Source organism: Pseudorhodoferax sp. LjRoot39, from assembly GCF_964253035.1.
GTDB lineage: Bacteria > Pseudomonadota > Gammaproteobacteria > Burkholderiales > Burkholderiaceae_C > Pseudorhodoferax.
Genome location: NZ_CAXUQL020000001.1, coordinates 6,905,638 through 6,931,022, shown reverse-complemented (window position 1 = coordinate 6,931,022; position 25,385 = coordinate 6,905,638). Strand labels below are relative to the sequence as shown.

Annotated in this window: 20 protein-coding genes; 7 read left to right on the top strand and 13 right to left on the bottom strand. The window is 70.9% G+C overall.

The genetic code is table 11. The annotated features are described in order from the left end of the window. The 7 genes from ACSQ4M_RS32355 to ACSQ4M_RS32325 form a co-directional block, all read right to left on the bottom strand. The gene (locus ACSQ4M_RS32355; protein WP_436193453.1) at positions 1 to 726 is read right to left on the bottom strand and encodes an SDR family oxidoreductase; all 726 of its coding nucleotides are present in this window, start codon (positions 724 to 726) and stop codon (positions 1 to 3) included. A 39-nt stretch (positions 727 to 765) separates the two neighbouring features. Next, positions 766 to 1,062 carry a YciI family protein gene (locus ACSQ4M_RS32350; protein ID WP_436193452.1) on the bottom strand — a complete coding sequence of 99 codons (297 nt, stop codon included), beginning with the start codon at positions 1,060 to 1,062 and terminating at the stop codon, positions 766 to 768. A 95-nt stretch (positions 1,063 to 1,157) separates the two neighbouring features. Continuing rightward, complete coding sequence (locus ACSQ4M_RS32345) at positions 1,158 to 2,222, bottom strand: cyclase family protein (RefSeq protein ID WP_436193451.1); 1,065 nt, start codon at positions 2,220 to 2,222, stop codon at positions 1,158 to 1,160. A gap of 15 nt (positions 2,223 to 2,237) precedes the next feature. Continuing rightward, on the bottom strand, positions 2,238 to 3,032 hold the full coding sequence (gene pcaD / locus ACSQ4M_RS32340) for a 3-oxoadipate enol-lactonase (protein WP_436193450.1): 795 nt from the start codon (positions 3,030 to 3,032) through the stop codon (positions 2,238 to 2,240). Positions 3,033 to 3,043: 11 nt separating this feature from the next. Then, positions 3,044 to 4,249 (bottom strand): 3-oxoadipyl-CoA thiolase, encoded by a 1,206-nt coding sequence (pcaF, locus tag ACSQ4M_RS32335; protein WP_436193449.1) that lies wholly within the window; start codon positions 4,247 to 4,249, stop codon positions 3,044 to 3,046. 4 nt (positions 4,250 to 4,253) lie between these two features. Next, positions 4,254 to 4,898 carry a 3-oxoacid CoA-transferase subunit B gene (locus ACSQ4M_RS32330; protein WP_436193448.1) on the bottom strand — a complete coding sequence of 215 codons (645 nt, stop codon included), beginning with the start codon at positions 4,896 to 4,898 and terminating at the stop codon, positions 4,254 to 4,256. 2 nt (positions 4,899 to 4,900) lie between these two features. Next, positions 4,901 to 5,602, bottom strand: coding sequence for a 3-oxoacid CoA-transferase subunit A (locus ACSQ4M_RS32325; RefSeq protein WP_436193447.1), 702 nt, complete (start codon positions 5,600 to 5,602; stop codon positions 4,901 to 4,903). 73 nt (positions 5,603 to 5,675) lie between these two features. On the opposite strand from ACSQ4M_RS32325, the gene ACSQ4M_RS32320 reads away from it, so the two are divergent. Continuing rightward, positions 5,676 to 6,476, top strand: coding sequence for an IclR family transcriptional regulator domain-containing protein (locus ACSQ4M_RS32320; protein WP_436193446.1), 801 nt, complete (start codon positions 5,676 to 5,678; stop codon positions 6,474 to 6,476). Between the two features lie 64 nt (positions 6,477 to 6,540). Continuing rightward, complete coding sequence (locus tag ACSQ4M_RS32315; protein ID WP_436193445.1) at positions 6,541 to 7,743, top strand: MFS transporter; 1,203 nt, start codon at positions 6,541 to 6,543, stop codon at positions 7,741 to 7,743. Positions 7,744 to 7,747: 4 nt separating this feature from the next. Here ACSQ4M_RS32315 and ACSQ4M_RS32310 read toward each other — a convergent pair whose 3' ends face one another. Further along, a complete protein-coding gene (locus ACSQ4M_RS32310; RefSeq protein WP_436193444.1) occupies positions 7,748 to 8,446 on the bottom strand; it encodes a PEP-CTERM sorting domain-containing protein in 699 nt (232 codons plus the stop codon). 158 nt (positions 8,447 to 8,604) lie between these two features. On the opposite strand from ACSQ4M_RS32310, the gene ACSQ4M_RS32305 reads away from it, so the two are divergent. The 5 genes from ACSQ4M_RS32305 to ACSQ4M_RS32285 all read left to right on the top strand — a co-directional run bounded on the left by ACSQ4M_RS32305 (position 8,605) and on the right by ACSQ4M_RS32285 (position 21,431). Next, on the top strand, positions 8,605 to 9,414 hold the full coding sequence (locus tag ACSQ4M_RS32305) for an HpcH/HpaI aldolase/citrate lyase family protein (protein ID WP_436193443.1): 810 nt from the start codon (positions 8,605 to 8,607) through the stop codon (positions 9,412 to 9,414). A gap of 85 nt (positions 9,415 to 9,499) precedes the next feature. After that, positions 9,500 to 11,671, top strand: a complete 2,172-nt coding sequence (locus ACSQ4M_RS32300) for a peptidase domain-containing ABC transporter (protein WP_436193442.1) — start codon at positions 9,500 to 9,502, stop codon at positions 11,669 to 11,671. Further along, positions 11,664 to 13,019 (top strand): HlyD family type I secretion periplasmic adaptor subunit, encoded by a 1,356-nt coding sequence (locus ACSQ4M_RS32295; protein ID WP_436193441.1) that lies wholly within the window; start codon positions 11,664 to 11,666, stop codon positions 13,017 to 13,019. The genes ACSQ4M_RS32300 and ACSQ4M_RS32295 overlap by 8 nt, the downstream gene beginning before the upstream one ends. Positions 13,020 to 13,271: 252 nt before the next feature. Next, the gene (locus ACSQ4M_RS32290; protein WP_436193440.1) at positions 13,272 to 20,747 is read left to right on the top strand and encodes a heme utilization protein; all 7,476 of its coding nucleotides are present in this window, start codon (positions 13,272 to 13,274) and stop codon (positions 20,745 to 20,747) included. A gap of 165 nt (positions 20,748 to 20,912) precedes the next feature. Continuing rightward, the gene (locus ACSQ4M_RS32285) at positions 20,913 to 21,431 is read left to right on the top strand and encodes an N-acetyltransferase family protein (RefSeq protein ID WP_436193439.1); all 519 of its coding nucleotides are present in this window, start codon (positions 20,913 to 20,915) and stop codon (positions 21,429 to 21,431) included. A 27-nt stretch (positions 21,432 to 21,458) separates the two neighbouring features. On the opposite strand, the gene ACSQ4M_RS32280 is transcribed toward ACSQ4M_RS32285, so the two are convergent. Genes ACSQ4M_RS32280 through ACSQ4M_RS32260 form a run of 5 tightly spaced genes read right to left on the bottom strand, consistent with a single transcriptional unit; the run spans position 21,459 to position 25,381 of the window. After that, positions 21,459 to 22,202 (bottom strand): DUF5672 family protein, encoded by a 744-nt coding sequence (locus ACSQ4M_RS32280; RefSeq protein ID WP_436193438.1) that lies wholly within the window; start codon positions 22,200 to 22,202, stop codon positions 21,459 to 21,461. Then, positions 22,199 to 23,299: a DegT/DnrJ/EryC1/StrS family aminotransferase gene (locus tag ACSQ4M_RS32275; protein WP_436193437.1), complete on the bottom strand. Its 1,101-nt coding sequence runs from the start codon at positions 23,297 to 23,299 to the stop codon at positions 22,199 to 22,201. Before ACSQ4M_RS32275 ends, ACSQ4M_RS32280 begins: the two co-directional genes overlap by 4 nt. Continuing rightward, positions 23,296 to 23,730 (bottom strand): sugar 3,4-ketoisomerase, encoded by a 435-nt coding sequence (locus ACSQ4M_RS32270; protein WP_436193436.1) that lies wholly within the window; start codon positions 23,728 to 23,730, stop codon positions 23,296 to 23,298. The genes ACSQ4M_RS32275 and ACSQ4M_RS32270 overlap by 4 nt, the downstream gene beginning before the upstream one ends. Further along, positions 23,727 to 24,278, bottom strand: a complete 552-nt coding sequence (locus ACSQ4M_RS32265; RefSeq protein WP_436193435.1) for a GNAT family N-acetyltransferase — start codon at positions 24,276 to 24,278, stop codon at positions 23,727 to 23,729. Before ACSQ4M_RS32265 ends, ACSQ4M_RS32270 begins: the two co-directional genes overlap by 4 nt. Continuing rightward, a complete protein-coding gene (locus ACSQ4M_RS32260) occupies positions 24,275 to 25,381 on the bottom strand; it encodes a hypothetical protein (protein ID WP_436193434.1) in 1,107 nt (368 codons plus the stop codon). The genes ACSQ4M_RS32265 and ACSQ4M_RS32260 overlap by 4 nt, the downstream gene beginning before the upstream one ends. Positions 25,382 to 25,385 lie beyond the last annotated feature (4 nt).

Below are 25,385 nucleotides of genomic sequence, written 5' to 3'. Positions count from 1 at the left end.
TCAGACGCCCGCCACGCCGACCGTCATGCCGCCGCAGACGTAGAGCACCTGGCCGGTGACGAAACCGCTGCGGGCATCGAGCAGGTAGGACACGGCGTGCGCCACGTCGTCGGGCGTGCCGACGCGCTTGACCGGCACCGCGTCGATGATGGCCTGCGTGCGCGGCGCGTCGGGCGGGTTGGCACGGTCGAACAACTCGGTGCGGATCGGCCCGGGGCCGATGGCGTTGGCCGTGATGCCATGGCGGCCCAGCTCCAGCGCCCAGACCCGCGTCATGCCGATCAGGCCGGCCTTGGTGGCCGAGTAGGCCGTGCGCAGCTCCTTGCCCAGTGCCGCGCGCGAGGACATGTTCACGACGCGGCCGAAGCCCGCGGCCTGCATGCCCGGCAGCAGGGCCTGCAGACACTGCAGCGCGCAGCGCAGGTTCAGCGCCACGGCCAGGTCGAACTGGGCCAGCGTCTGCTCGGCCGTTTCGGCGGGCACCACGATGCCCACGTTGTTGACGAGCCGCGTGATCGGGCCGCCAGCCAGCGCCTGCTGCAGCGCGCGCGCGGTCTCCTCAGGGTTGGACAGGTCGGCCTGGATGCCGCCGGGCACATGGTCCACCGTGCGGTCGATGACGACGGGCTCGTAGCCGTCGGCGCGGCAGCGTTCGGCGGTGGCCGCGCCGATGCCGGCGCCGCCGCCGGTGATCAGCACGCGTTCACGGGAGGGATGGGTTGTCATGGTTGTTCTCCTGGGTCGAAGGCGGGAAGGACCGGGGGGTCAGAGGTGGCAGTGGCCGTCCACGTAGGCCTTGCGCCAGCGCGTGAGCGTCACGCGCTCGAACAGGTCGGCGGCATGGAAAGGATCGGCCTCGATGAAGCGCTGGGCTTCCTCGCGGCTGTCCAGCGCCACCACGTACAGGCCACCGCCCAGGTCGGTGCCGTCGTCGGCCAGCTTGGCGCCGCAGGCCAGCAGCAGGTGCTTGTGCTGCTCCAGGAAGGCCAGGTGGGCCGGCCGGTGCGCCTGGCGCACGGACTGGTGGTCCGGCTTGTCGAAGGTTTCGATGATGAAAGGCATGGCGGTCTCCGGATGCGCGGCGTTTCGCCACAGGCAGGTCGCGCGATGAGGCCTGTGGCGCAGGGGGCGGGCGGCAGTCGCCGCCCGGGTGGCGGTCAGACCGTGGCGACCGGCGTGACCGGCGAGGCCACGGCCCCGGGCAGGTTCAGCGGCGGTGCCGTCAGCAGGAAGCGGTGGCGACCATGCGCGCGCAGCCACTGGGCCAACGGCGTGAGGTGCCACAGCTCGCCCAGGTGCACGCCGAGCTTGAACAAGCAGTGCTCGTGCAGCGGCAGGGCGGCGCAGCAGGCCGGCCCGGCCTTGGCCGGGAAGGCCTCGACGGCATAGTTGTCGGCGGCGATGGCAGCGATCTGGCTGTCGGTGATCCATTGCAGCAGGCGCTCGTCGCGGCCGTCCAGCACGGCGCAACTGGCGGCCAGCACGGCCGGGTCCGGGCGCTTGTGCATGCCCAGCACCACCTCGGCAAAGCCGGTGTGCAGGCACAGCATGTCGCCAGGCTCCACCACCACGCCATCGGCCTCCAGCACGCGCATGAGCTGCTCGTAGCCGACCACGGTGTAGGCATTGCCCAGATGGGCATGCAGGTCGACCATCACGCCACGTCCCTGCACGCCGGTGCGTGCCATGCCCTCGATGCCCAGCGCATGCGCGGCCGAGGTGCTGACGGCGGCGCCGGGCGCCGCGGGGACACCCGCGTCGCGCACGTCGCTGGGGCCGGCGATGTCACGGCCGGCCGCGAAGCCGTTGTAGTAGAGCGGCTCGGGCAGGCCATCGCCGTTGGCGTCGAACAGCGCGCCCACGTGGGCGAAACCGTCCCATTGGGTCGAGTACTGCAGGTGCAGGATCGCGAGGTCGTCGGACAGCACGTCGGTGCGGCCGGGTTCCAGCTCGCCCAGCAGGCAGTTGAAGTTCACCAGCCCCTTGCGCAGCAGGGGGCGCAGCACGGGCGGCTGCCGGTTGGCGTTGAGTGCGTTGCCGCCGGGGTAGTCCAGCGGCAGGCTCAGCGCGAAGCTGCGCCCTTCGCGGACTTCGGCCACGCCCTGGCGCACCTTCTCGGCCGTCAGCAGGTTCAGGCGGCCCAGTTGGTCGTCGGGGCCGAAGTCGCCCCAGGTGGAGCCCGGCGGGCGCTGCTTCCAGCGCGGGTTGGCGGCGGTCGTCATGGCTGGTCCGCCCACTCAGCCGCGCAGGAACTGCGCCAGCGCCTGGTCGAAGGCCTGCGGCGCTTCGAGGTTGGACAGGTGCGAGGCCGGCACCTCCACCAACTGTGCGCCGGCGATGGCGGACTGCATGGCCTGCGCGTCGGCCACCGTGGTCACGGGGTCGGCGCTGCCGGCCACGAGCAGCGTGGGCACGGCGATGCGCGCGATGGCGGTGCGCAGGTCGGCCTGGGCCAGTGCCTCGCAGCAGGCGGCATAGCCTTCCGGCGCGATGCCGGCGATCCAGGCCTGAGCCCGCTGCACCAGGGCGGGCTGGGCGGCGCTGAAGGCCTCGGTGAACCAGCGGCTCGGCGAGGAGGCGGCAAGTTCTGCCATGGCGGCGGCGCCTTGTGCGCGCACCAGCGCGGCACGCGCGGTCCAGCCTTCGGCGGTGCCGATCCTGGCGGCGCTGTTGGCGACCACCAGGCGGTTGAGCCGCTCGGGCGCATGCACGCCCAGCCACAGGCCGGTGAAGCCGCCCATGGAGATGCCACAGAAGTGCGCACGGGCGATGCCCAGCGCGTCCAGGATGGCGAGCACATCGGCGCCCAGCAGGTCGAAGCCGTAGGGGCCGGGCGAGACGGTGCTGCCGCCGTGGCCGCGCGTGTCGTAGCGCACCACGCGGTGGTCCTTGGCGAAGCGCGCGGCCTGGGCATCCCACATCTCCAGCGTGGTGCCCAGGGAGTTGGACAGCACCAGGGCGGGGGCGTCGGCCGGGCCTTCGACGCGCACGCGCAGGCTGCCGTTGGCGGTGGGGACGAGGGTATCGCTCATGCCGTCCCCACTCACACGCGTTCGAGCACCACGGCGATGCCCTGGCCCACGCCGATGCACATGGTGGCCAGCGCGTAGCGACCACCCGTGGCGTGCAGGCGGTTGACGGCCGTGGTGGCCAGGCGTGCGCCGCTGGCGCCCAGCGGGTGGCCCAGCGCGATGGCGCCGCCCCAGGCGTTGACGCGCTCGTCGTCGTCCGGCAGCCCCAGCATGCGCAGCACGGCGATGCCCTGCGCGGCGAAGGCTTCGTTGAGTTCGATCACGTCCAGCTGCGCGAGCGTGAGGCCGGTCTGGGCCAGCACCTTCTCGGTGGCCGGCGCCGGGCCGATGCCCATCACGCGCGGGGCCACGCCGGCCGTGGCCATGCCGACCACGCGGGCGCGCGGCGTCAGGCCGTTCTTCTTCGCTTGTTCTTCGCTGGCCAGCAGCAGCGCGCAGGCGCCGTCGTTGACACCGCTGGCGTTGCCGGCCGTCACGGTGCCGTCAGGACGCACCACGCCCTTGAGCTTGGCGAGGGCTTCCAGGCTGGTGTCGCGCGGGTGCTCGTCCTTGTCGACGACGATGGCGTCGCCCTTCTTCTGCGGGATGGTCACGGGCGTGATCTCGCGCGCCAGGTGGCCGGCCTGCTGCGCGGCGACGGCCTTCTTCTGGCTTGCCAGGGCCATGCGGTCCTGCGCTTCGCGCTCGATCTTGTAGTCGTCCGCGACGTTCTCGGCCGTCTCGGGCATGGCGTCCACGCCGTACTGGGCCTTCATCAATTTGTTGATGAAGCGCCAGCCGATGGTGGTGTCGTAGACCGCGTTGGCACGCGAGAACGCCGTCTCGGCCTTGGGCATCACGAAGGGCGCGCGGCTCATGCTCTCCACACCGCCGGCGATCAGGAGGCCGGCCTCGCCGGACTTGATGGCGCGCGCGGCCGTGCCGACAGCGTCCAGGCCCGAGCCGCACAGGCGGTTGATGGTGGCGCCGGGCACGGCGATGGGCAGGCCGGCCAGCAGCGCCGACATGCGCGCCACGTTGCGGTTGTCCTCGCCGGCCTGGTTGGCGCAGCCGTACAGCACGTCGGCGACCTGCTCCCAGTCGACCTCGGGGTTGCGCGCCATCAGCGCCCGGATCGGGATCGCGCCCAGGTCGTCGGCACGCACGGAAGACAGCGCGCCGCCGTAGCGGCCGAAGGGCGTGCGGATGGCGTCGCAGATGAAGGCTTGTTGGCTCATGGGATCAGTCCTTGAGAAGGGGCAGGCCGACGAGCTGTTCCAGCTCGGCGTGGGACAGGCCGTCCACGGCATCGACCACGCGCACGCCTTCGGGCGTGATGGCGAAGGTGGCGAGGTCGGTGTAGATGCGCTTGACGCAGGCCAGGCCGGTCAGCGGGTAGCTGCACTGCTGGACGATCTTGCTGACGCCCTGCTTGGTCAGCAGATCCATCATGACCCAGGTCTGCTTGGCGCCGATGGCCAGGTCCATGGCGCCGCCCACGGCCGGGATCGCGCCGGGCTCGCCCGTGCTCCAGTTGGCCAGGTCGCCCGTGGCCGAGACCTGGAAGGCGCCCAGCACGCAGATGTCCAGGTGGCCGCCGCGCATCATCGCGAAGCTGTCGGCGTGGTGGAAGAAGGCGCCGCCCGGCAGCAGCGTGACGGGCTGCTTGCCGGCGTTGATGAGGTCGTAGTCCTCGCTGCCCGCGGCGGGCGCCGGGCCCATGCCCAGGATGCCGTTCTCGCTCTGCAGGATGACCTCGCGGCCGGCCGGGATGTGGTTGGCCACCAGCGTGGGCTGGCCGATGCCCAGGTTCACGTAGGCGCCGTCGGGGATGTCCTGCGCGACCAGGCGGGCCAGCGCGTCCTTGCTGCGTTTGGTGTAGGCCATGTTCATGCCGCCTTCTTGAAGCCGGCGGCCTGGGTGGCCACGCGGTCGATCTTGACGATCTTGCTGACGAAGATGCCGGGGGTGACGATGGCCTCGGGGTCCAGCTGGCCGAGCTCCACGACCTCGTGGACCGAGGCGATGGTCTGGCGCGCGGCCATGGCCATCACGGGGCCGAAGTTGCGTGCCGACAGGCGATAGGTCAGGTTGCCCCAGCGGTCGCCGCGCTCGGCCTTGATCAGCGCCACGTCGCCATGGATCGGGTACTCCAGCACGTAGTGCTTGCCATTGATCTCGCGCGTTTCCTTGCCCTTGGCCAGTTCCGTACCGTAGGCCGTGGGGCAGAAGAAGGCGCCGATGCCGGCGCCGGCGGCGCGCATGCGCTCGGCCAGGTTGCCCTGGGGCACGATCTCCAGCTCGATCTTGCCGCTGCGGTACAGGTTGTCGAACACGTAGCTGTCGGCCTGGCGCGGGAAGCTGCAGATGATCTTGCGCACGCGGCCCGTGGCCAGCAGCGCCGCCAGGCCCGCGTCGCCATTGCCCGCGTTGTTGTTGACGACGGTGAGGTCGCGCGCGCCTTGGGCGATCAGCCCGTCGATGAGTTCGGCCGGGATGCCGGCCGTGCCGAAGCCACCGATCAGGACGGTGGAACCGTCGCGCACGTCCGCCAGTGCGGACGCGACGGACTCTGCAATCTTGTCGATCACTGCATGCTCCTCAAACAAAATTTGTTCTACATACGAACATTTGTTCGCTAAAAGAATTATAGTGAACACCCTCATGGCCACCGACAACTCCGCAGACGCTTTGGCGACACCCAGGCCCGGCGACAGCTACGTGCAGTCGTTCGCGCGCGGGCTGGAAGTCATCCGCTCCTTCAGCGCCGAGGCGCCGCAGCAGACGCTGAGCGAAGTGGCGGCGCGCACCGGCCTCACGCGGGCTGGGGCGCGGCGCATCCTCCTGACCCTGCAGGCGCTGGGCTACGTGGAGACCGACGGCCGGCTGTTTCGGCCGACGGCGCGGCTGCTGGACCTGGGCTTCGCCTACCTGTCCTCGTTGCCGATCTGGAACCTGGCCGAGCCCGTGATGGAAGACCTCGTGGAGCGCGTGCGCGAGTCGAGCTCGGCCGCCGTGCTCGAGGGCTTGGACATCGTCTACGTGCTGCGCGTGCCCACGCACAAGATCATGCGCACCAATCTCGGCGTGGGCTCGCGCCTGCCGGCGTTCTGGACCTCGATGGGCCGCGTGCTGCTGGCGGCGCTGCCCGAGGACGAGTTGCTCAAGCGCCTGGCCCGGCTGCCGCGGGAGCGCCACACCGCCCACACCACGCTCGATGACGCAGGGCTGCTGGCGCGCATCCGCGCGGTGCGCGCGCAGGGCTGGTGCCTCGTGAACCAGGAACTGGAAGAGGGCCTGATCTCGATCGCGGCGCCGCTGGTGGACCGCGCGGGCCGCACCGTGGCCGCGCTCAACGTGAGCGGCCAGGCCAACCGCACGAGCGAGACGCAGATGCGGGGCGAGATGCTGCCCGCCCTGCTGTCGGCCGCGCAGGCCATCGGGCAGAGGATGCTGCGCGGCTGAGTCCACCGGGCGTCGGCTCCGGGGCAGGCATGCCGCTACAGTGCGGCGCCATGGAGCAACAACGATGACCGGTCCCTGGATGACCCTGGCCATCACGCTGGCCGTGCAGGCCATGGTGTCGATGGCCTTGCTGACCTTGCCGGTCATGGCGCCCGTGGTGGCGCCCGCGCTGGGCGTGTCGGCCGCGCTGGTCGGCGTCTACGTGGCCCTGGTCTATGCCGGCGCCATGGCCGCGAGCCTGGCGGCCGGCACGGCCGTGGCGCGCTTCGGCGCGATCCGCGTGAGCCAGGGCGGCCTGGTGCTGTGCGCCGCCGGACTGGCCCTGTGCGCTGTGCCGCACCCGGCCGCCAGTGCCGTCGGTGCATTGATGATCGGCCTGGGCTACGGCCCGATCACGCCCGCGAGCTCGCACCTGCTCAGCAAGAGCACGCCAGCGCACCGCATGTCGCTGGTGTTCTCGGTCAAGCAGACCGGCGTGCCGCTGGGCGGCATGCTGGCCGGTGCACTGGTGCCCAGCCTGATGCTGCTGCTGGGCTGGCAGGGCGCGCTGCTGGCCTCGGCCGCGGCCAGTCTGGTCTGCGCCGTTGTCGCCCAGCCGCTGCGGGCCGAACTCGATGCAGACCGGCAGGCCGGCAAGCCCATGGCGCTGGGGAACCTTGCGCAGCCGATCCGGCTCGTGCTGGGGCATCCAGCGCTCAAGATGCTGGCGGCCTGTTCCTTCGTGTTCTCGATTGCCCAGCTGTCGCTGACCACCTACCTCGTGACCTACCTCAACGAAGGCCTGGCCTACGGGCTCGTGGCCGCGGGGCTCGCGCTCTCGCTCGCGCAACTGGGCGGCGTGGTCGGGCGCATCCTGTGGGGCTGGGTGGCCGACCGCGGCATGGGCGCGCGCCGCATGCTGGCGCTGCTGGCTGCTGTGATGACGCTCAGCAGTGCGGCCACGGCCTGGCTTTCGCCGGCCTGGCCGCAGTGGCTGGTGCTGGCGGTGCTGGTGGTGTTCGGCGCTTCGGCGATCGGCTGGAACGGCGTCTACCTGGCCGAGGTGGCGCGCCAGGCACCGCCCGGCCTGGCCGGCGTGGCCACGGGGGGCACGCTGGCGTTCACGTTCTTCGGGGTGGTGCTGGGGCCGCCGGTGTTCGGCGCCTTGTCGGCCCTGTTCGGGACCTACCGCGCAGGCTATCTGGGGCTGGCGGTGCCGACCGGCCTGTGTTGCGTGGCGCTGCTGCGCGCCAGGCTGTCGGCGCGGGCGGCCGATGGCGGCCGTTGAATACTCAAGCCTGCTGCTTGCGGCGCGCGGCGAAGACCGCGAAGCCCCCGGCGAAAAGCAGGGCCAGCGACGAGGGTTCCGGCACTTCGTTGCCCGCGTTCTCGCTCACGATCGCCAGCGACTGGTAGGTGTCGTCGGACTCCTGGAGGAAGCGGATGGTGTAGCGCTGGGAGCGGTAGTCGGGCGAGATGCTGTCGTAGTGTTCGTACAGGTCGCCCATGATCGTCGCGTACAGCGCGTAGGTGCCGCGCGGGTCGGTGTCCTCGTCGTTGGCGCTGGCCACCACGCTGTTCTGCGTGCCGTCGGCGCCGGTCAGCTGCCAGATCGCCTGGTTGAAGCCGTAGCCGGCCTCGGCGCCATAGAAGCCTGCCAGCAGCGGTGCGTAGTAGTAGTCGATGACGTAGTGCAGCAGCCCCGTGACCTTGTCGACGGCAGCCGGTTGGCTCATGAAGGGCGCAAAGGAATCGGTCAGGGTGTACTGGTGGGCGCTGCCGGTTCCGGGCCAATGGGCCCAGCCGACGATGCAGAACGCGAACGCGGTGTCGGGCAGCGTGTCGTTGCCGGAGACCGTGGTGAGGCTGATGTTCCCCATGTAGCCCACGAGTTTGTCTTCAGTGATCGTGCCCTGCACGACGGTGGCCCCGACGGGGGCGGCGAGACAAGCGGATAGAGCGGCGGCGGTGAGGATGCTTTGCAGGTTCATTGCAGAGGATTCGGTGGTGTGCGACAGGGAACTGAAGCATACAAATGGTGGTGTTTTACTTTTGTGTGGAATTTGGTGTTCCATCTGCGCGAGCGGCCGCCGGGTGTGACGTAGTTAGGCTTTTCTCTGTATGCAATGGAAGAAGGGGTGATTTCAGAATGCAAGAACGCAGCTATCTGTTCGTGCCGGGCGACCGGCCGGAACGTTTCGACAAGGCCCTGGCCAGCGGCGCCCATGGCGTGATCCTGGACCTGGAAGACGCGGTGCAGCCCGAACGCAAGCAGCTCGCGCGCGAGGCCGTGCGCGCCTGGCTGGCGCAGGCGACGGCACCGGTCTGGGTGCGCATCAATCCGTCCGACACCAGTTGGTACGCCCAGGACTGCGCGCTGCTGGACTCACCCATGGTGCGCGGCTTCATGGTGCCCAAGGCCCAGGACGCCGACGGCCTCGCGCAGCTGGCCGGCCGCCTGCGCGACGGGCAATGGCTGATCCCGCTGGTCGAAAGCGTGGCCGGCTGGTTCGCCGCCCAGGAGATTGCACGCGTGCCGCGCGTGCTGCGGCTGGCGTTCGGCTCGGTGGACTTCATGTCCGACTCGGGCATCCAGGGCGAGGCCGAGGAGATGAACAGCGTGCGCACGCAGCTGGTGCTGGTGTCGCGCTTGGCGGGCATCGCTGCGCCCATCGACGGCGTGTCGGTGGCCATCGACGATGCCGCCCAGCTCCACACCGATGTGCGGCGTTCGCGCCGCTTCGGCTTCGGCGCCAAGCTCTGCATCCATCCCAAGCAGGTGGCTGGCGTGCACCAGGGCTTTGCGCCCACGGCCGCCGAGGTGGCCTGGGCCGAACGCGTGGTCGCGGCGCTGGCGGCCGGGCCGCTGGGCGCGGTCACGGTGGACGGCAAGATGGTCGACAAGCCCATCGCGCTGCTCGCACAGGCGATCCTGGCGGAGGCGCGTCCAGCCGACTAGCGGTCCGAACGGCGGTCTGGTCGGGCGTCGATGCCGGGCGGCTCGTGCTGAAATTCGGCCCGGCCCCTGGGGGCCAGGATCCAACATGCCCGACCGCTTTGCCCATTCCACCATCCAGTGCCTCGCCGCGGTCGCGCAGCACCACCAACTGCCGATCAATCCGGAACGGCTGATCGAGGACTACGCGCTCGGTGCCGAGGAGCCACCGCCGGCCACGCTGCTGCGCATCGCCGGCGACATCGGACTCAAGGCCAGCCATGAGCGCATGGGTTGGGCCGGCCTGCTGGCCCAGCAGGGCGTGTTCCCGCTGATCGCGCGCCTGGCCGATGGCCGCTGCGTGATCGTCGTGGGTGCCAAGCGCGACGCCGGCGCGCCCGGCACCGATGGCCAACCGAGCGGCCAGGTGGCGGTGCTGGACCCGCAGTCCGAGCGCCCGACCGAGGTCAGGATGTTCGAGCGCGCCGCCTTCGCCGCGCTATGGCAGGGCGAGGTCTACCTGCTCAAGCGCCTGCACGCGCTGCCGCAGGAGCAGCAGCGCTTCGGCCTGCGCTGGTTCGTGCCGGAGATCATGAAGCAGAAGGCCGCGCTGCGCGACATCGCCATCGCGGCGCTGGCCATGCACCTGCTGGCCCTGGCCTCGCCGATCTTCTTCCAGCTGGTGATCGACAAGGTGCTGGTGCACCAGAGCATCTCCACGCTGTGGGTGCTGGCCGTGGGCGTGGTCATCGCGCTGCTGTTCGATGCGCTGTTCGGCTTCCTGCGCCAGCTGCTCACGCTGTCGGCCACCAACAAGATCGACATGCGGCTCACGCGGCGCACCTTCGCCAAGCTGCTGTCGCTGCCGATCGACTACTTCGAGACCACCACCGCCGGCGTGATCACGCGCCACATGCAGCAGGTGGAGAAGATCCGTGCCTTCCTCACGGGCCGCATGTTCTTCACGGTGCTGGACGCCACCTCGCTGATCGTCTTCCTGCCCATCCTGTTCGCCTACTCGATGAAGCTGGCGCTGGTCACGCTGGCCTTCACGGCGCTGATCGCCTGCGTGGTCGCGGTCATGGTGCCGGTGTTCCGGCGCCGGCTCAACGACCTGTACAACGCCGAGGGCGCGCGCCAGGCCATGCTGGTGGAGACCATCCACGGCATGCGCACGGTCAAGGCGCTGGCCATCGAGCCGGCCCAGCGCCGGCTCTGGGACCAGCGCTCGGCGCAGTCCATCAACATGCAGTTCCGCGTCGGCAAGATCGCCATCACGGGTGCGGCCATCACCGACTTCCTGGGCAAGCTGCTGCCCGTGGTGATCATCGCGTTCGGCGCGCAGCTGGTGTTCGACGGTGAGCTCTCGGTCGGCGCGCTGATCGGCTTTCAGATGCTGGCAGGCCGCGTGGTGCAGCCGCTGATCGCCATCGTCGGCCTGGTCAACGAGTACCAGGAGACGGCGCTGGCCGTGCACATGCTGGGCGAGGTCATGAACCGGCCTTCCGAGGGATCGTCCGGGGCCGGCGGGCTGCGGCCGCAGCTGGGTGGTGCCGTGACCTTCGACGCCGTGAGCTTCCGCTACCCGGGCTCCAGCGTCGCCGCGCTGGACCGCGCGAGCTTCACGATTCCCGCCGGCGCCGTGGTCGGCATCGTCGGGCGCAGCGGCTCGGGCAAGACCACGCTGACCAAGCTGATCCAGGGGCTGTACAGCGTGCAGGAGGGCGTGGTGCGCTTCGACCGCGTGGACGCGCGCGAGATCGAGCTGGCGCACCTGCGCCGCCAGATCGGCGTGGTGCTGCAGGAGAACTTCCTGTTCCGCGGCACGGTGCGCGAGAACCTGTCGGTGGCGCGGCCCGAGGCCTCGTTCGAGGACATCGTGGCTGCCGCCGAGGCCTCCGGCGCGGCCGAATTCATCGAGCGGCTGCCGCAGGGCTACAACACGCTGCTGGAGGAGAACGCCGCCAACCTCTCGGGCGGGCAGAAGCAGCGCCTGTCGATCGCGCGCGCGCTGCTCACGCGCCCGCGCATCCTGATCCTGGACGAAGCGGCCAGCGCGCTGGACCCCGAGAGCGAGGCCATCTTCATCCGCAACCTGTCGCAGATCGCGGTCGGGCGTACGGTCATCATGATCTCGCACCGGCTGTCCACACTGGTCAACGCGCACGCCATCCTTGTGATGCAGCAAGGCAAGTTGGTGGACCAAGGGCGGCATTCAGAATTGCTCACGCGCTGCGAAACCTACCAAACGCTGTGGCACCAGCAGACCAGCCATGTCTAGGTTCTTCTCCTTCCTGAAGCGCGACCGCGACGCCACCGCCGTCGACTACCTGCCCGACGCCGACGAGATCGAGCGCAGCCCTGTGCCGCGCCTGGCGCGGCTCACGCTGCATGTGCTGGTGCTGGCCCTCGTGGTCTTCGTGGCCTGGGCCAGCCTGTCGCAGATCGACCAGGTCGTGGTGGCCAAGGGCCGGCTGGTGAATCCTCTGCCCAACGTCGTGGTGCAGCCGTTGGAGACCGCGGTGGTGCAGAACGTCGCCGTGCGCGTGGGCCAGGTCGTGCGCAAGGGCGATGCGCTGGCATCGCTGGACGCCACCTTCACCCAGGCCGACGAATCGCAGCTGCGCGTGCGGCTGGCCAGCCTGCAGACCCAGGTGCAGCGCCTGCAGCAGGAGCTGTCGGGCAAGGCCGGCGCCGCCCGGCCCGCCAAGGGCGATGCCGATGCCCAGCTGCAGGCCACCTTGCTGGTCGAGCGCCAGGCCAACTACCAGGCCCAGCAGCGCAAGCTGGCGGAGACCGCGGCCAAGCTGCGCGCGGCGCAGGCCACCAACCGGCAGGACCAGCAGCTCGTGGCCTCGCGGCTCAAGTCCCTGCGCGAGATCGAGGCCATGCAGGAGCGCATGGTGGCGCAGAAGCTGGGCTCGCCGCTGCAGCTGCTGGAGGCCCAGCAGCGCAGCAAGGAGGTCGCGCGCGAGCTGGAGCTGGCCATCAGCCGCGAGCAGGAGCTGCGCCGCGAACTGGCCGCCTTCGATGCCGAGCAGACCGCCTTCGAGAAGGGCTGGCGGCAAAAGACCATGGAAGACCTGCTGACCGCCTCACGCGAGCGCGACAGCGTGCGCGAGCAGCTGCAGAAGGCCGAGCGGCGCCAGAACCTCGTGACCCTGGTCGCGCCGCAGGACGCCGTGGTGCTGGAGATCGCCAAGCTGTCGCCGGGCTCGGTCGTGCGCGAGGCCGAGACCTTCTTCACGCTGGTGCCGCTCAACGTGCGGCTGGAGGCCGAAGTGCAGGTCGAGGCGGCCGACGTGGGCTACATCCGGCGCGGCGACCATGCCCACGTGAAGGTCGCCACCTTCCCGTTCCAGCGCCACGGCACGCTGGATGGCGAGGTGCGCACCATCAGCGAGGACGCCTTCCAGCGCGACCCGGGCGCGCGCAGCGGCACCGACGCCTATTACCTGGCCCGGCTGACGTTGGGCGACGCGGCGCTCAAGAACATGGCCGACAGCGCCCGTTTGCTGCCTGGTATGACGCTGGACGCCGAGATCGTGGTCGGCCGGCGCTCCGTCATGTCCTACCTGGCCTGGCCCTTGACCAAGGGGCTGGACGAAGCCATCCGTGAGCCGCGGTGACGCTCCATGTGTTTTCGTTGCGCAGATGCAACAAAAAGTGTCTGCTCAAGTTAAGAACAGATAAATCTGCCAATTAGGTCAGGCAGCATTCAAGTTTTCCGGCGGTCCGGTCGCCAATACGTTTTGGGGGAATAGCGGCACGCCGCGCGTTCCGATGGAGTGATCACGTTGCAGTCGCGGAGACGGATGATCTGTTCACCAAAACTGCACATGGTTCTGTGTGCCTGAATTGAGAACTGAAGAGAGCACAAAATGAGCAATATCAGTGGCCTGACCACAGCGCAGATCGCAGCGCTCACCACAGAGCAGATCCAGTCGTTGAGCACGGCCGATATGGTGGCGCTGACGACGGAGCAGACGCAGGCGCTGACCACCGTGCAGGTGGTGGCTCTCCTGACCAACCAGGTGCAGGCGCTCAGCACGGCCAACGTGGCTGCGCTCACGACGACGCAGATCGCGGCCCTGGAAACGCGCGATATCGCGGCGCTGCGCAGCACGCAGGTCGCGGCGCTCGGTACCGCAGCGGTCGCGGCGCTCACGACCACCCAGATCGGCGCGTTGGGCACGGGCTCCATCGCCGTGCTGAACACCGCCAGCATCGCGGCGCTGACCACCACCCAGGTCCAGGAACTCACGACGGCGCAGGTGCAGGCCCTGGGCACGGCCCAGATTGCGGCACTGACGACAGCGCAGATCGTGGCGCTGGAAACGCGTGACGTGGCCGTGCTGCGCAGCACCCAGATCACGGCGCTGGACACGGCCGACATCGCGGTGCTGACCACCGCGCAGGTTGGCGCCATCAGCACGGCCAACATTGCGGCGCTGCGCACCACGGCGGTGGCGGCCCTGACGACCGCCCAGGTCGAATCGCTGACGACCGCCCAGGTCGCTGCGCTGTCCACGGCCGGCGTCGCGGCGCTGACGACGGCCCAGGTGGCGGCGCTGGAAACGCGCGACGTGGCCGTGCTGCGCACCAGCCAGGTGGCTGCGCTGACGACAAGCGGCGTGGCCGCGCTGACCACCGCGCAGGTGGGCGCGCTGAGCACGGCGGGCGTGGCGGCGCTGACCACGGCCGGCGTGGCCGCGCTGACGACGGCCCAGGTGGCGGCACTGACGAGCAGCCAGGCCCAGGCGCTGACGACGGCCGGTGTCGCGGCACTGACGACGGCCCAGGTGGCGGCGCTGGAGACCGGCGACCTGGCCGCGCTGCGCACCAGCCAGATCGCGGCCTTGACCACGAACGGCGTGGCGGCGCTGACCACCAACCAGATCGTGGCCCTGACGACCACGCAGGTGGCGGCCCTGACGACGGCCGGCATCGTGGCGCTGACGACGGCCCAGGTGGCGGCACTGGAGACGCGCGACGTGGCGGCGCTGACCACCACGCAGGTGCGTGCGCTGGAGACCACCGACCTGGCGGCGCTGAGCACCGTGCAGGTGGGTGCGCTGAGCACCACCGGCATCGCGGCCCTGACCACGGCTGGCGTGGCCGCGCTGACCACGGCGCAGATCGAAGCCCTGACGACGGCACAGGTCGTGGCCTTGACCACGGCTGGCGTCGTGGCGCTGACGACGGCCCAGGTGGCGGCGCTGGAGACGCGTGACGTGGCCGTGCTGCGCACCAACCAGGTTGCGGCCTTGAGCACGGCCAGTGTGGCGGCGCTGACGACCACGCAGGTGGCGGCGCTGAGCACGGCTGGCGTGGCGGCGCTGACCACCGCGGGTGTGGCGGCACTGACGACGGCCCAGGTGGCGGCGCTGACCTCCACGCAGGCCACGGCGCTGACGACGGCAGGCATCGCGGCGCTGACGACCGCCCAGGTGGCGGCGCTGGAGACCGGCGACCTGGCGGCGCTGCGGACCAGCCAGATCGCCGCGCTGACGACGGCCGGCATCGCTGCGCTGACGACGGCCCAGATCGCCGCACTGACCACCGGCCAGGTGGCGTCCCTGACGACGGCCGGCATCGTGGCGCTGACCACGGCCCAGGTGGTGGCGCTGGAAACGCGCGACGTGGCGGCGCTGACGACCACGCAGGTGCGCGCGCTGGAGACCACGGATCTGGCCGCGCTGACCACGGTGCAGATCGCCGCGCTGAGCACGACCGGTGTCGCGGCGCTGACCACCGCGGGTGTGGCGGCGCTGACGACCGCCCAGGTGGCGGCCTTGACCTCCACCCAGGCCCAGGCCCTGACGACGGCCGGCATCGCCGCGCTGACGACGGCCCAGGTGGCGGCGCTGGAGACCGGCGACCTGGCCGCGCTGCGCACCAGCCAGATCGCGGCCTTGACCACGGCCGGCGTGGCGGCGCTGACGACCGCCCAGATCGTCGCGCTGGGCACCGCCCAGGTGGCGGCACTGACGACGGCCGGTATCGTGGCGTTGACCACCGAGCAGATTGCCGCCCTGGAAACGCGTGACGTGGCGGCGCTGACCACCACGCAGCTGCGTGCCATGGAGACCACCGACCTGGCGGCGCTGACCACCGTGCAGGTGGGTGCGCTGACGACGGCCGGCATCGCCGCGCTGAGCACGGCCGGCGTGGCAGCCCTGACCACGGCCCAGGTCGCCGCGCTGACGACCAGCCAGGTGGCGGCGCTGACGACGGCCGGCATCGTGGCGCTGACCACCGCCCAGGTGGTGGCCCTGGAAACGCGTGACGTGGCGGCGTTGACCACCACGCAGGTGCGTGCACTGGAGACCACCGACCTGGCGGCGCTGACCACCGTGCAGGTGGGTGCCCTGAGCACAGCCGGCATCGCGGCCCTGAGCACGGCCGGCGTGGCCGCCCTGACCACGGCCCAGGTGGCGGCCCTGACCTCCACCCAGGCCCAGGCTCTGACGACGGCTGGCATTGCCGCGCTGACGACAGCCCAGGTGGCCGCCTTGGAAACCGGCGACCTCGCCGCACTGCGGACCAGCCAGATTGCCGCGTTGAGCACGGCCAGCGTGGCCGCGCTGACGACGGCCCAGATCGTGGCGCTGACCACCGGCCAGGTGGCGGCGCTGACGACGGCCGGCATCGTGGCGCTGACCACCGCCCAGGTGGTGGCGCTGGAAACACGCGACGTGGCGGCCCTGACGACCACGCAGGTGCGTGCGCTGGAGACCACGGATCTTGCCGCACTGACCACGGTGCAGATCGCTGCACTGAGCACGTCCGGTGTCGCGGCGCTGAGCACGTCCGGCGTGGCGGCGCTGACGACCGCCCAGGTGGCGGCCCTGACCTCCACCCAGGCCCAGGCGCTGACGACGGCCGGTGTCGCGGCACTGAGCACGGCCCAGGTGGCTGCGCTGGAGACCGGCGACCTGGCCGCGCTGCGCACCAGCCAGATCGCAGCCTTGACCACGGCCGGCGTGGCGGCGCTGACGACGGCCCAGATCGTCGCACTGGGCACGGCCCAGGTGGCCGCCCTGAGCACCAGTGCCATCGTGGCCCTGACCACGGCCCAGGTGGCGGCGCTCGAAACGCGCGACGTTGCCGCGCTGACCACCGCGCAGCTGCGCGCGATGGAGACCACCGACCTGGTGGCGCTGACGACCTTGCAGATCGCTGCACTGACGACGAGCGGCCTGGCCGCGCTGACCACGGCCGGTGTGGCCGCGTTGACGACCGCCCAGATCGTGGCGCTGACCACCGGCCAGGTGGCGGCGCTGACCACCAGCGCCATCGTGGCGTTGACCACCGAGCAGGTGGCGGCGCTGGAGACGCGCGACGTGGCGGCCCTGACCACCACCCAGGTGCGTGCGCTGGAGACCACCGACCTGGTCGCCCTGACCACCGTGCAGATGGGGGCCTTGAGCACGACCGGCATCGCCGCGTTGAGCACGGCCCAGGTGGCCGCACTGACCACCGCCCAGGTGGCGGCCCTGACGACCGCCCAGGCGCAGGCCCTGACCACGGCCGGCATCGCCGCGCTGAGCACGGCCCAGGTGGCGGCATTGGAGACTGGTGATCTTGCGGCATTGCGCACCAGCCAGATCGCGGCCTTGACCACGGCTGGCGTGGCCGCGCTGACCACGGCCCAGGTCGTGGCGCTGACGACCGGCCAGGTGGCGGCGCTGACGACCGCCGGTATCGTGGCGCTGAGCACCGCCCAGGTGGCGGCGCTGGAGACGCGCGACGTGGCGGCGTTGACCACCACGCAGCTGCGTGCCATGGAGACGACCGACCTGGCGGCGCTGACCACCGCGCAGGTGGGCGCGCTGACGACGACCGGCATCGCTGCGCTGACGACGGCCGGCGTGGCGGCGCTGACCACCGCCCAGATCGAGGCCCTGACGACCACGCAGGTGGCGGCGCTGACGACGGCCGGCATCGTGGCACTGAGCACGGCCCAGGTGGTGGCGTTGGAAACGCGCGACGTGGCGGCGCTGACCACCACGCAGGTGCGTGCGCTGGAGACCACGGATCTGGCCGCGCTGACCACGGTGCAGATCGCCGCGCTGAGCACGACCGGTGTCGCGGCGCTGACCACCGCGGGTGTGGCGGCGTTGACGACCGCCCAGGTGGCGGCCTTGACCTCCACCCAGGCCCAGGCCCTGACGACGGCCGGCATCGCCGCGCTGACGACGGCCCAGGTGGCGGCGCTGGAGACCGGCGACCTGGCCGCGCTGCGCACCAGCCAGATCGCGGCCTTGACCACGAACGGCGTGGCGGCGCTGACGACCGCCCAGATCGTTGCACTGGGCACCGCCCAGGTGGCGGCGCTGACGACGGCCGGCATCGTGGCGCTGAGCACCGCCCAGGTGGCGGCGCTGGAGACGCGCGACGTGGCGGCACTGACCACCACGCAGCTGCGTGCCATGGAGACGACCGACCTGGCGGCGCTGACCACCGTGCAGGTGGGCGCGCTGACGACGACCGGCATCGCCGCGCTGACGACGGCCGGCGTGGCGGCACTGACCACGGCCCAGATCGAAGCCCTGACGACCACGCAGGTGGCTGCCCTGACGACGGCCGGCATCGTGGCACTGACCACGGCCCAGGTGGTGGCACTGGAAACGCGTGACGTGGCGGCCCTGACGACCACGCAGGTGCGTGCGCTGGAGACCACGGATCTGGCCGCGCTGACCACGGTGCAGATCGCCGCGCTGAGCACGACCGGTGTCGCGGCGCTGAGCACGGCTGGCGTGGCGGCGCTGACCACGGCCCAGGTGGCGGCACTGACGAGCAGCCAGGCCCAGGCGCTGACGACGGCAGGCATCGCGGCACTGACGACGGCCCAGGTGGCAGCGCTGGAGACCGGCGACCTGGCCGCGCTGCGCACCAGCCAGATCGCGGCCTTGACCACGAACGGCGTGGCCGCCCTGACGACGGCCCAGATCGTGGCACTGACGACCAGCCAGGTCGCCGCGCTGACGACCGCCGGCATCGTGGCGCTGACGACGGCCCAGGTGGCGGCATTGGAGACGCGTGACGTGGCGGCGCTGACCACCACGCAGGTGCGTGCGCTGGAGACCACCGACCTGGCGGCGTTGACCACCGTGCAGGTGAGCGCGCTGAGCACCACCGGCATCGCTGCGCTGACGACGGCTGGCGTGGCGGCGCTGACCACCGCCCAGATCGAGGCCCTGACGACCACGCAGGTGGCGGCCCTGACGACGGCCGGCATCGTGGCACTGACGACTGCCCAGGTGGCGGCGCTGGAAACGCGCGACGTGGCGGCCCTGACGACCACGCAGGTGCGTGCGCTGGAGACCACGGATCTGGCCGCGCTGACGACCGCGCAGGTGGGCGCGCTGAGCACGGCGGGCGTGGCGGCGCTGACCACGGCCGGCGTGGCCGCGCTGACGACGGCCCAGGTGGCGGCACTGACGAGCAGCCAGGCCCAGGCGCTGACGACGGCCGGTGTCGCGGCACTGACGACGGCCCAGGTGGCGGCGCTGGAGACCGGCGACCTGGCCGCGCTGCGCACCAGCCAGATCGCGGCCTTGACCACGAACGGCGTGGCGGCCCTGACCACCAACCAGATCGTGGCCCTGACGACCACGCAGGTGGCTGCCCTGAGCACGGCCGGCATCGTGGCGCTGACGACGGCCCAGGTGGTGGCACTGGAGACGCGCGACGTGGCGGCGCTGACCACCACGCAGGTGCGTGCGCTGGAGACCACCGACCTGGCGGCGCTGAGCACCGTGCAGGTGGGTGCGCTGAGCACCACCGGCATCGCGGCCCTGACCACGGCTGGCGTGGCCGCGCTGACCACGGCGCAGATCGAAGCCCTGACGACGGCACAGGTCGTGGCCTTGACCACGGCTGGCGTCGTGGCGCTGACGACGGCCCAGGTGGCGGCGCTGGAGACGCGTGACGTGGCCGTGCTGCGCACCAACCAGGTTGCGGCCTTGAGCACGGCCAGTGTGGCGGCGCTGACGACCACGCAGGTGGCGGCGCTGAGCACGGCTGGCGTGGCGGCGCTGACCACCGCGGGTGTGGCGGCACTGACGACGGCCCAGGTGGCGGCGCTGACCTCCACGCAGGCCACGGCGCTGACGACGGCAGGCATCGCGGCGCTGACGACCGCCCAGGTGGCGGCGCTGGAGACCGGCGACCTGGCGGCGCTGCGGACCAGCCAGATCGCCGCGCTGACGACGGCCGGCATCGCTGCGCTGACGACGGCCCAGATCGCCGCGCTGACCACCGCCCAGGTGGCATCGCTGAGCACGCGCAGCATCGCCGCACTGACCACGGCGCAGGCCGCGGCGCTGGAGACCCGCGACATCCTGGCGCTGACCACCACCCAGGTGCGTGCACTGGAGACCGCCGACCTGGTGGCTCTGAGCACCACCCAGGTGGCGGCGCTGACGACCACGCAGGTCCATGCCCTGACGACCACGCAGATCAGCGCGTTCACGACCGCCCAGACCCAGCACCTGGCGCTGGGCTCGCCGGTGATCCTGGACCTGGACGGCAACGGCGTGGCGACGCAGAGCATCACGGCCGGTGTCAAGTTCGACCTCTACGCCGACGGCAACGCGGTGCAGACCGGCTGGGTTTCCAGCGGCGACGGCCTGCTGGTGCTGGACCGCAACGGCGACGGCAGCATCAACGACGGCTCCGAGCTGTTCGGCACCTCGACGCGCCTGGCCAGTGGCGAGACCGCCGCGGACGGCTATGCCGCGCTGCGCGAGCTCGACAGCAACGGCGACGGCGTGCTGAACGCCGACGACGCGGCCTTCGCCGATCTGCGCCTGTGGGTGGATGCGGACTCCGACGGCACGAGCCAGTCCGGCGAGCTGCGCACCCTGGCCGACTACAACATCAAGAGCATCAACCTGAACGCCCGCGCCGAGCTCAGCAAGGACAACGGCAACCTGGTGGGCCTGGTGTCCAGCTACGAGACCACCGACGGCGCCACGCATGCGGCGGCCGACGTCTGGTTCGTGGCGCAGAAGGCGGTGGCCGACACCGCGCCGGCCGAGGACCTGCGTGCGCAGGTCGGCAGCCTGGCCGAGGCCATCGGCAACTTCGATGGCGAGGCGGCCTGGAACGCCGCACCGCAGCAGGCCGCAGCCGATCCGGCGACCGCGGCGGCGGCACGCTCGGCCACGCAGGGCGTGGTGGTCGGCATGGCGGACGCGATGCGCCAGTTCGATGCCAATGGCAACCCGGTGGCCGGCACGCCGTCCACGGCGGTGGTCACGGCGCTCGGCAAGTCGATGACGACCTTGGCCGGATTGCAGGACCCGGCGCAGCAGGGCATCCTGGCCGGCGGAACGCCCAAGGCCTGACGCTGGCCAGGGCTTGTCGACACGACGGACAGCGCCCCTGTCCGGCGCGTTGACAGGCCCGAGGGCGGGACCGGCTGCGGCCGGTCCCGCCTGTCCATAGGCGCCGGTGGGCAGGCGATGCGCCTGGCTTTCGGCGGCATACTCCCAGGCCCCCAGCCACCCACCATGCACATCGGCTTCGTTTCCCCGGCGCAGCAGGAGTCCCTGGTCGACCTCCTGTGCGAGGTCAACGCGTACTACAACCCCGATGCGCCCGCGGGCCGCGACGTCGTGCGGGACCATGCTGTCCGCAACCTGCTGTCGCCCGGATCGCCGCATCGGTTGGTGGTCGCCACCACCCCGGGCGGCCAGGTGATCGGCCTCGCCGCCATCGCGCTCGTGTATTCGTTCGTCGAGCCCGAGCCCGGGCGGCGCAGCCATTGCCAGCTGAAGGAACTCTACGTCAGCGCTTCCCGGCGCAGCGGTGGTGTCGGCCGGGCTCTCATGGCATGGGTGGCGGCCTACGCGCAGGAGCGCGGCTGCCACCGGATCGACTGGCCGGTCAAGGCGAGCAATGCCAAAGGCATCGCGTTCTACAAGAGCCTGGGCGCGACCCCGGTCGAGGACCGGCTCGCCTTTCGCCTCGCAGGGCAGGCTGTCGCCAGGCTGGCGGCCACCAACGGCCGCACCCCGCCCGGCATCTAGAAACCCGCGCCCGGATCGGGCGCGTCCCTACAGCGTGTCCAGCACCGGCGATGCCGGCAGCAAGGCCTTCCAGAACGCCGGCTCGTACTTCCACCAGGCGTGCCCGCCCATGGGCGCATGCCCGCCATTGACGGCGAAGTAGTACGAGGGCCGTAACTCCAGCGCGAAGCGCGAGGCGGCGATCTCGCCCGGCAGCACGAAGTCGGCCGACAGCGCGCCCATGAAGGCAAAGAACAGGTCCTCACTCGACCCGGTCTGGCAGAACACCTGCGTGGCCTGCGGAAACTCGCGCAGCAAGGCGATGCTCTTGTCGATGCGGCGCAGGCTCAGCCCGCCGTTGCCCACATGCACCTTCATACGCTTGCCCAGCGCACCCTCGAAATGGTCCAGGTTCACGAACAGCTCGTTGCCGTCGGGCCAGGGCGCGCCCAGGTAGTCGTAGGGCGAGGCGCACCAGGCGTCCAGCTCGTCGCGCAGCACCACGGCGTCGGTCTGCAGCACCAGCAGGTGGCTGTGGTCGGCGAAGCGCTGGTAGAAGGCCGCATCCAGCAGCAGCCGGTTGTAGCCCGGGATGTCGGCGAAATGGCTGTCGTCGAAGGTGACGAAGGACAGCTGCGGGTAGCGTGCCTGGTAGTAGCGCCTGTCCAGCCCGTGGGGGGCCACGAAGGCGGCCGGGCGGTCGGCCAGCGCGGCCAGCGAGACATCCAGCGAGTACTGCTCGATGGGAGGCAGCGTGGGCCGGTAGACCGGCACCAGCACGATGGCCGTCATGCCGCCACGGCCCGGCGCACGGCCTGCAGCACGGCGGCCACCTGGTCCGCCGTCATCTGCGGGCCGATGGGCAGGCTCAGCACCTGCTCGGCCAGCCGCTCGGCCACGGGCAGGCTGCCAAGGCCCAGGCCCATGCCGGCATAGGCCTTTTGCCGGTGCGGCGCGATGGGGTAGTGGATCAGCGTTTCCACTCCTTCTGCCGCGAGGCGTTGCTGCAGGGCTTGGCGCTGCGGTGTGCGCACCACGTACAGATGCCAGACCGGGTCGGCCCAGTCCGGCACCGCCGGCAGGGCGAGGCCGCTGTCCGCCAGGCCTTCGGAGTAGGTCGCGGCGATGCGCACGCGCCGCGCGTTCCAGGCGTCCAGGTGGCGCAGCTTCACGCGCAGCGCGGCGGCCTGCACCGGGTCCATGCGGTGGTTGCCGCCCTGCATGTCGCTCACGTACTTGGTCTGCGAGCCGTAGTTGCGCAGCGCGCGCAGCCGCTCGGCCAGGGCCGCGTCGTCGGTGGTCACGGCACCGGCGTCGCCCAGGGCGCCCAGGTTCTTACCGGGGTAGAAGCTCCAGGCGGCCGTGCCCTGTGCGCCCAGGCGCCGGCCCTTGTAGCGTGCGCCGTGGGCCTGGGCCGCGTCTTCCAGCACCTGCAGCCCATGTTGTTCGGCCAGTGCGCGGACCGGGTCCAGGTCGGCCGGCTGGCCGTACAGGTGCACCGGCACGATGGCGCGCGTGCGCGGCGTGATGGCCGCGGCGATGCGCGCCACGTCGATGTTGCCCGTGGCTTCCACCGGCTCCACCGGCACCGGCACGGCGCCGCACTGGCTCACCGCGAACCAGGTCGCGATGAAGGTGTTGCTGGGCACGATGACCTCGTCGCCGGGGCCGATGCCCATGGCCCGCAGCGCCAGCGCCAGCGCGTCCAGGCCGTTGGACAGCGCCACGCAGTGCGCGGCGCCGGTGTAGGCCGCAAACTCCTGCTCGAAGCCCTCGACTTCTGCGCCGCCGATGTAGCGGCCCGAGCGCAGCGCACCGAGCATGGCGGCTTCGAGCTCGGCCTGCAGCTCGCGGTAGCCGGCGTCCAGGTCCAGGAAGGGTGTCTTCATTCTTTCCATCTCGCGCGCATGAATTGGGCGTAGTCGCGGTAGTAGTCGTCTTCGTCGTAGCGGTTGGACGCCAGCACCATGCAGACCGAGCCGGAGGAGAAGTTGTCGAGCTCGCGCCAGATCATGGGGCACACGTACAGGCCGTTGTACGAGCGGTTCAGGTGCACGCGCTTCTTGTCCTTGCCGTCGTCCAGCACCACGTCGAAGCTGCCCGACATGGCGATGATGAGCTGGTGCAGGCCCTTGTGCGCGTGGCCGCCGCGCTCGGAGCCACCCGGCACGTCGTAGGTGTAGTACACGCGCTGGATGTCGAAGGGCACGTGGCGCCCGCCTTCGATGAAGGTGAGGTTGCCGCGCGGCTCGTGGATCTTGGGCAGCTCGACCATCTGGCACAGGTCGATCGAGAACGGGATCGGGGTGGGCTCGCTCATGGCGTGGTCTCCGCGGGAAGGTAGCGCCGGAACTTGTGCAGCGCGGCGCGGATGGCGTCCTCGCCGATGCTGAAGTAGATGTCCTTGTCCGTGCGGTGCGTCTCGACCGCGCCGAAGCCGGTGTGGAAGCGGATCACGCTGTCGTTGCCGATGCGCACGTCGAAATGGCTGCGCCGGTAGCCCAGCGCCAGCGCGTGCAGGTAGACCAGCAGGGCCGACTCGATGGCCGTGGAGGCGGGCGCGCCGTCCTGGATCAGCCAGCTGCCCCAGCAGATGCTGTCGCCCTGCGGGTCGTACAGGCGCACCAGGCCGAGCCGCGTGCCGTCGTGCGCGCAGATCACGCAGTACAGCTGCTGCGGGTCGGCGTGGGAGCGGGCCAGCCAGTCGCGCTGCGCCTGCAGGTCGGCCTGCACGGGCTGCAGGAAGCGCGTCTTCGCGGCGTCGCTGCGCAGCGCCAGCACGAAGTCGGCGTCGTCTGGCGTGGCGGCACGCAGCAGCACCGTCCTGCCGCGCAGCGTGCGGGATTTGTCGAACGGGGCGGGCGTCATGGGCTGGCTCCGGCGCCGCCGTAGTGGCCGGGCAGGGTGGCTTCGCGGCCGTCCAGCAGGCCGGCGATGCTGTTCTGCAGCAGGCCCAGCAGCTGCGCGCAGCGGGCGTCCACATGCTGCGTGGCCAGCGCATCGGACACGCGCTGCAGCAGCGCGCCGTGGCCCTCGGAGTCGAAGCGCTCGTTGGCCAGCGCAGCGATGGCCTGCGGCTCGATCAGATCGTGCACCTCGTAGAACAGCGGGCTGGTGCCCAGGCCGGCGATCTCTGGCAGATTGCGGTAGAAGCCCGGCACCAGTGGGATGCCGCCCGTGATCAGCGCGTTGTAGACGCGGATCGGCACGCCGCCCAGCACCGGCACGATCCAGTGGCTCTTGTAGCCGGCCCATTCGCGCAGGTTGTCCTCGTCGCTGCGGGCCTTGAACTGGTTGTCGGCGAAGCGCACCGAGTCGAAGTGCTTGGCCAGCGCGGCCACGGCGCGGCTGCGCTTGGGGTACTTGGCGTAGTGCACGTGCGGGCCGAATGGGGTCTCGGCGCGCGGCGCGGTCAGCATGTCGAAGCGCTCGAACAGAAACTGGCGCGACCACTGGTGCACGCCGGCGAACACCGGCCCCAGGATGTGCGGGTTGAAGTGCGAGAGCAGGAAGGCGTTGTCCGACGAGGCCGACACGTAGAAGTCGCTCTGCATGGCCAGTGTGCAGCTCATCTGCAGCCAGTGCTGGGAATCCCAGTCCCAGACCACGAACAGCGCCTGCGGGTTGGCTTCGCGGAAGGCGATGTAGCGCGGCAGGTCCTTGCCAATGTCGTTGTTGAGCAGCAGGAACACGCTGCCGGGCGGGATGTCGGCCGGTGGCGCATCCAGGAAATCCGCCGCCAGCGCGACGTAGCGGCGGCCGTGCTCGGTGGGCCGCGCATGGCACAGGTGCGCGCCCATGAACACCTGGCGCGCGGCGCCGAAGTCGGCCGTGCGCAGCTTGGCCACGAGCTGCTCGTGCTGTGCGTAGGCCAGCGAGTCGAGCAGCGGGTCCTGCAGCAGCTGGTGCATGTCGGCGGCCTGGGTTGCCAGCTTGCCGACCAGGTCGTAGGCGGTGGGGGGGAGGTTCATGCGC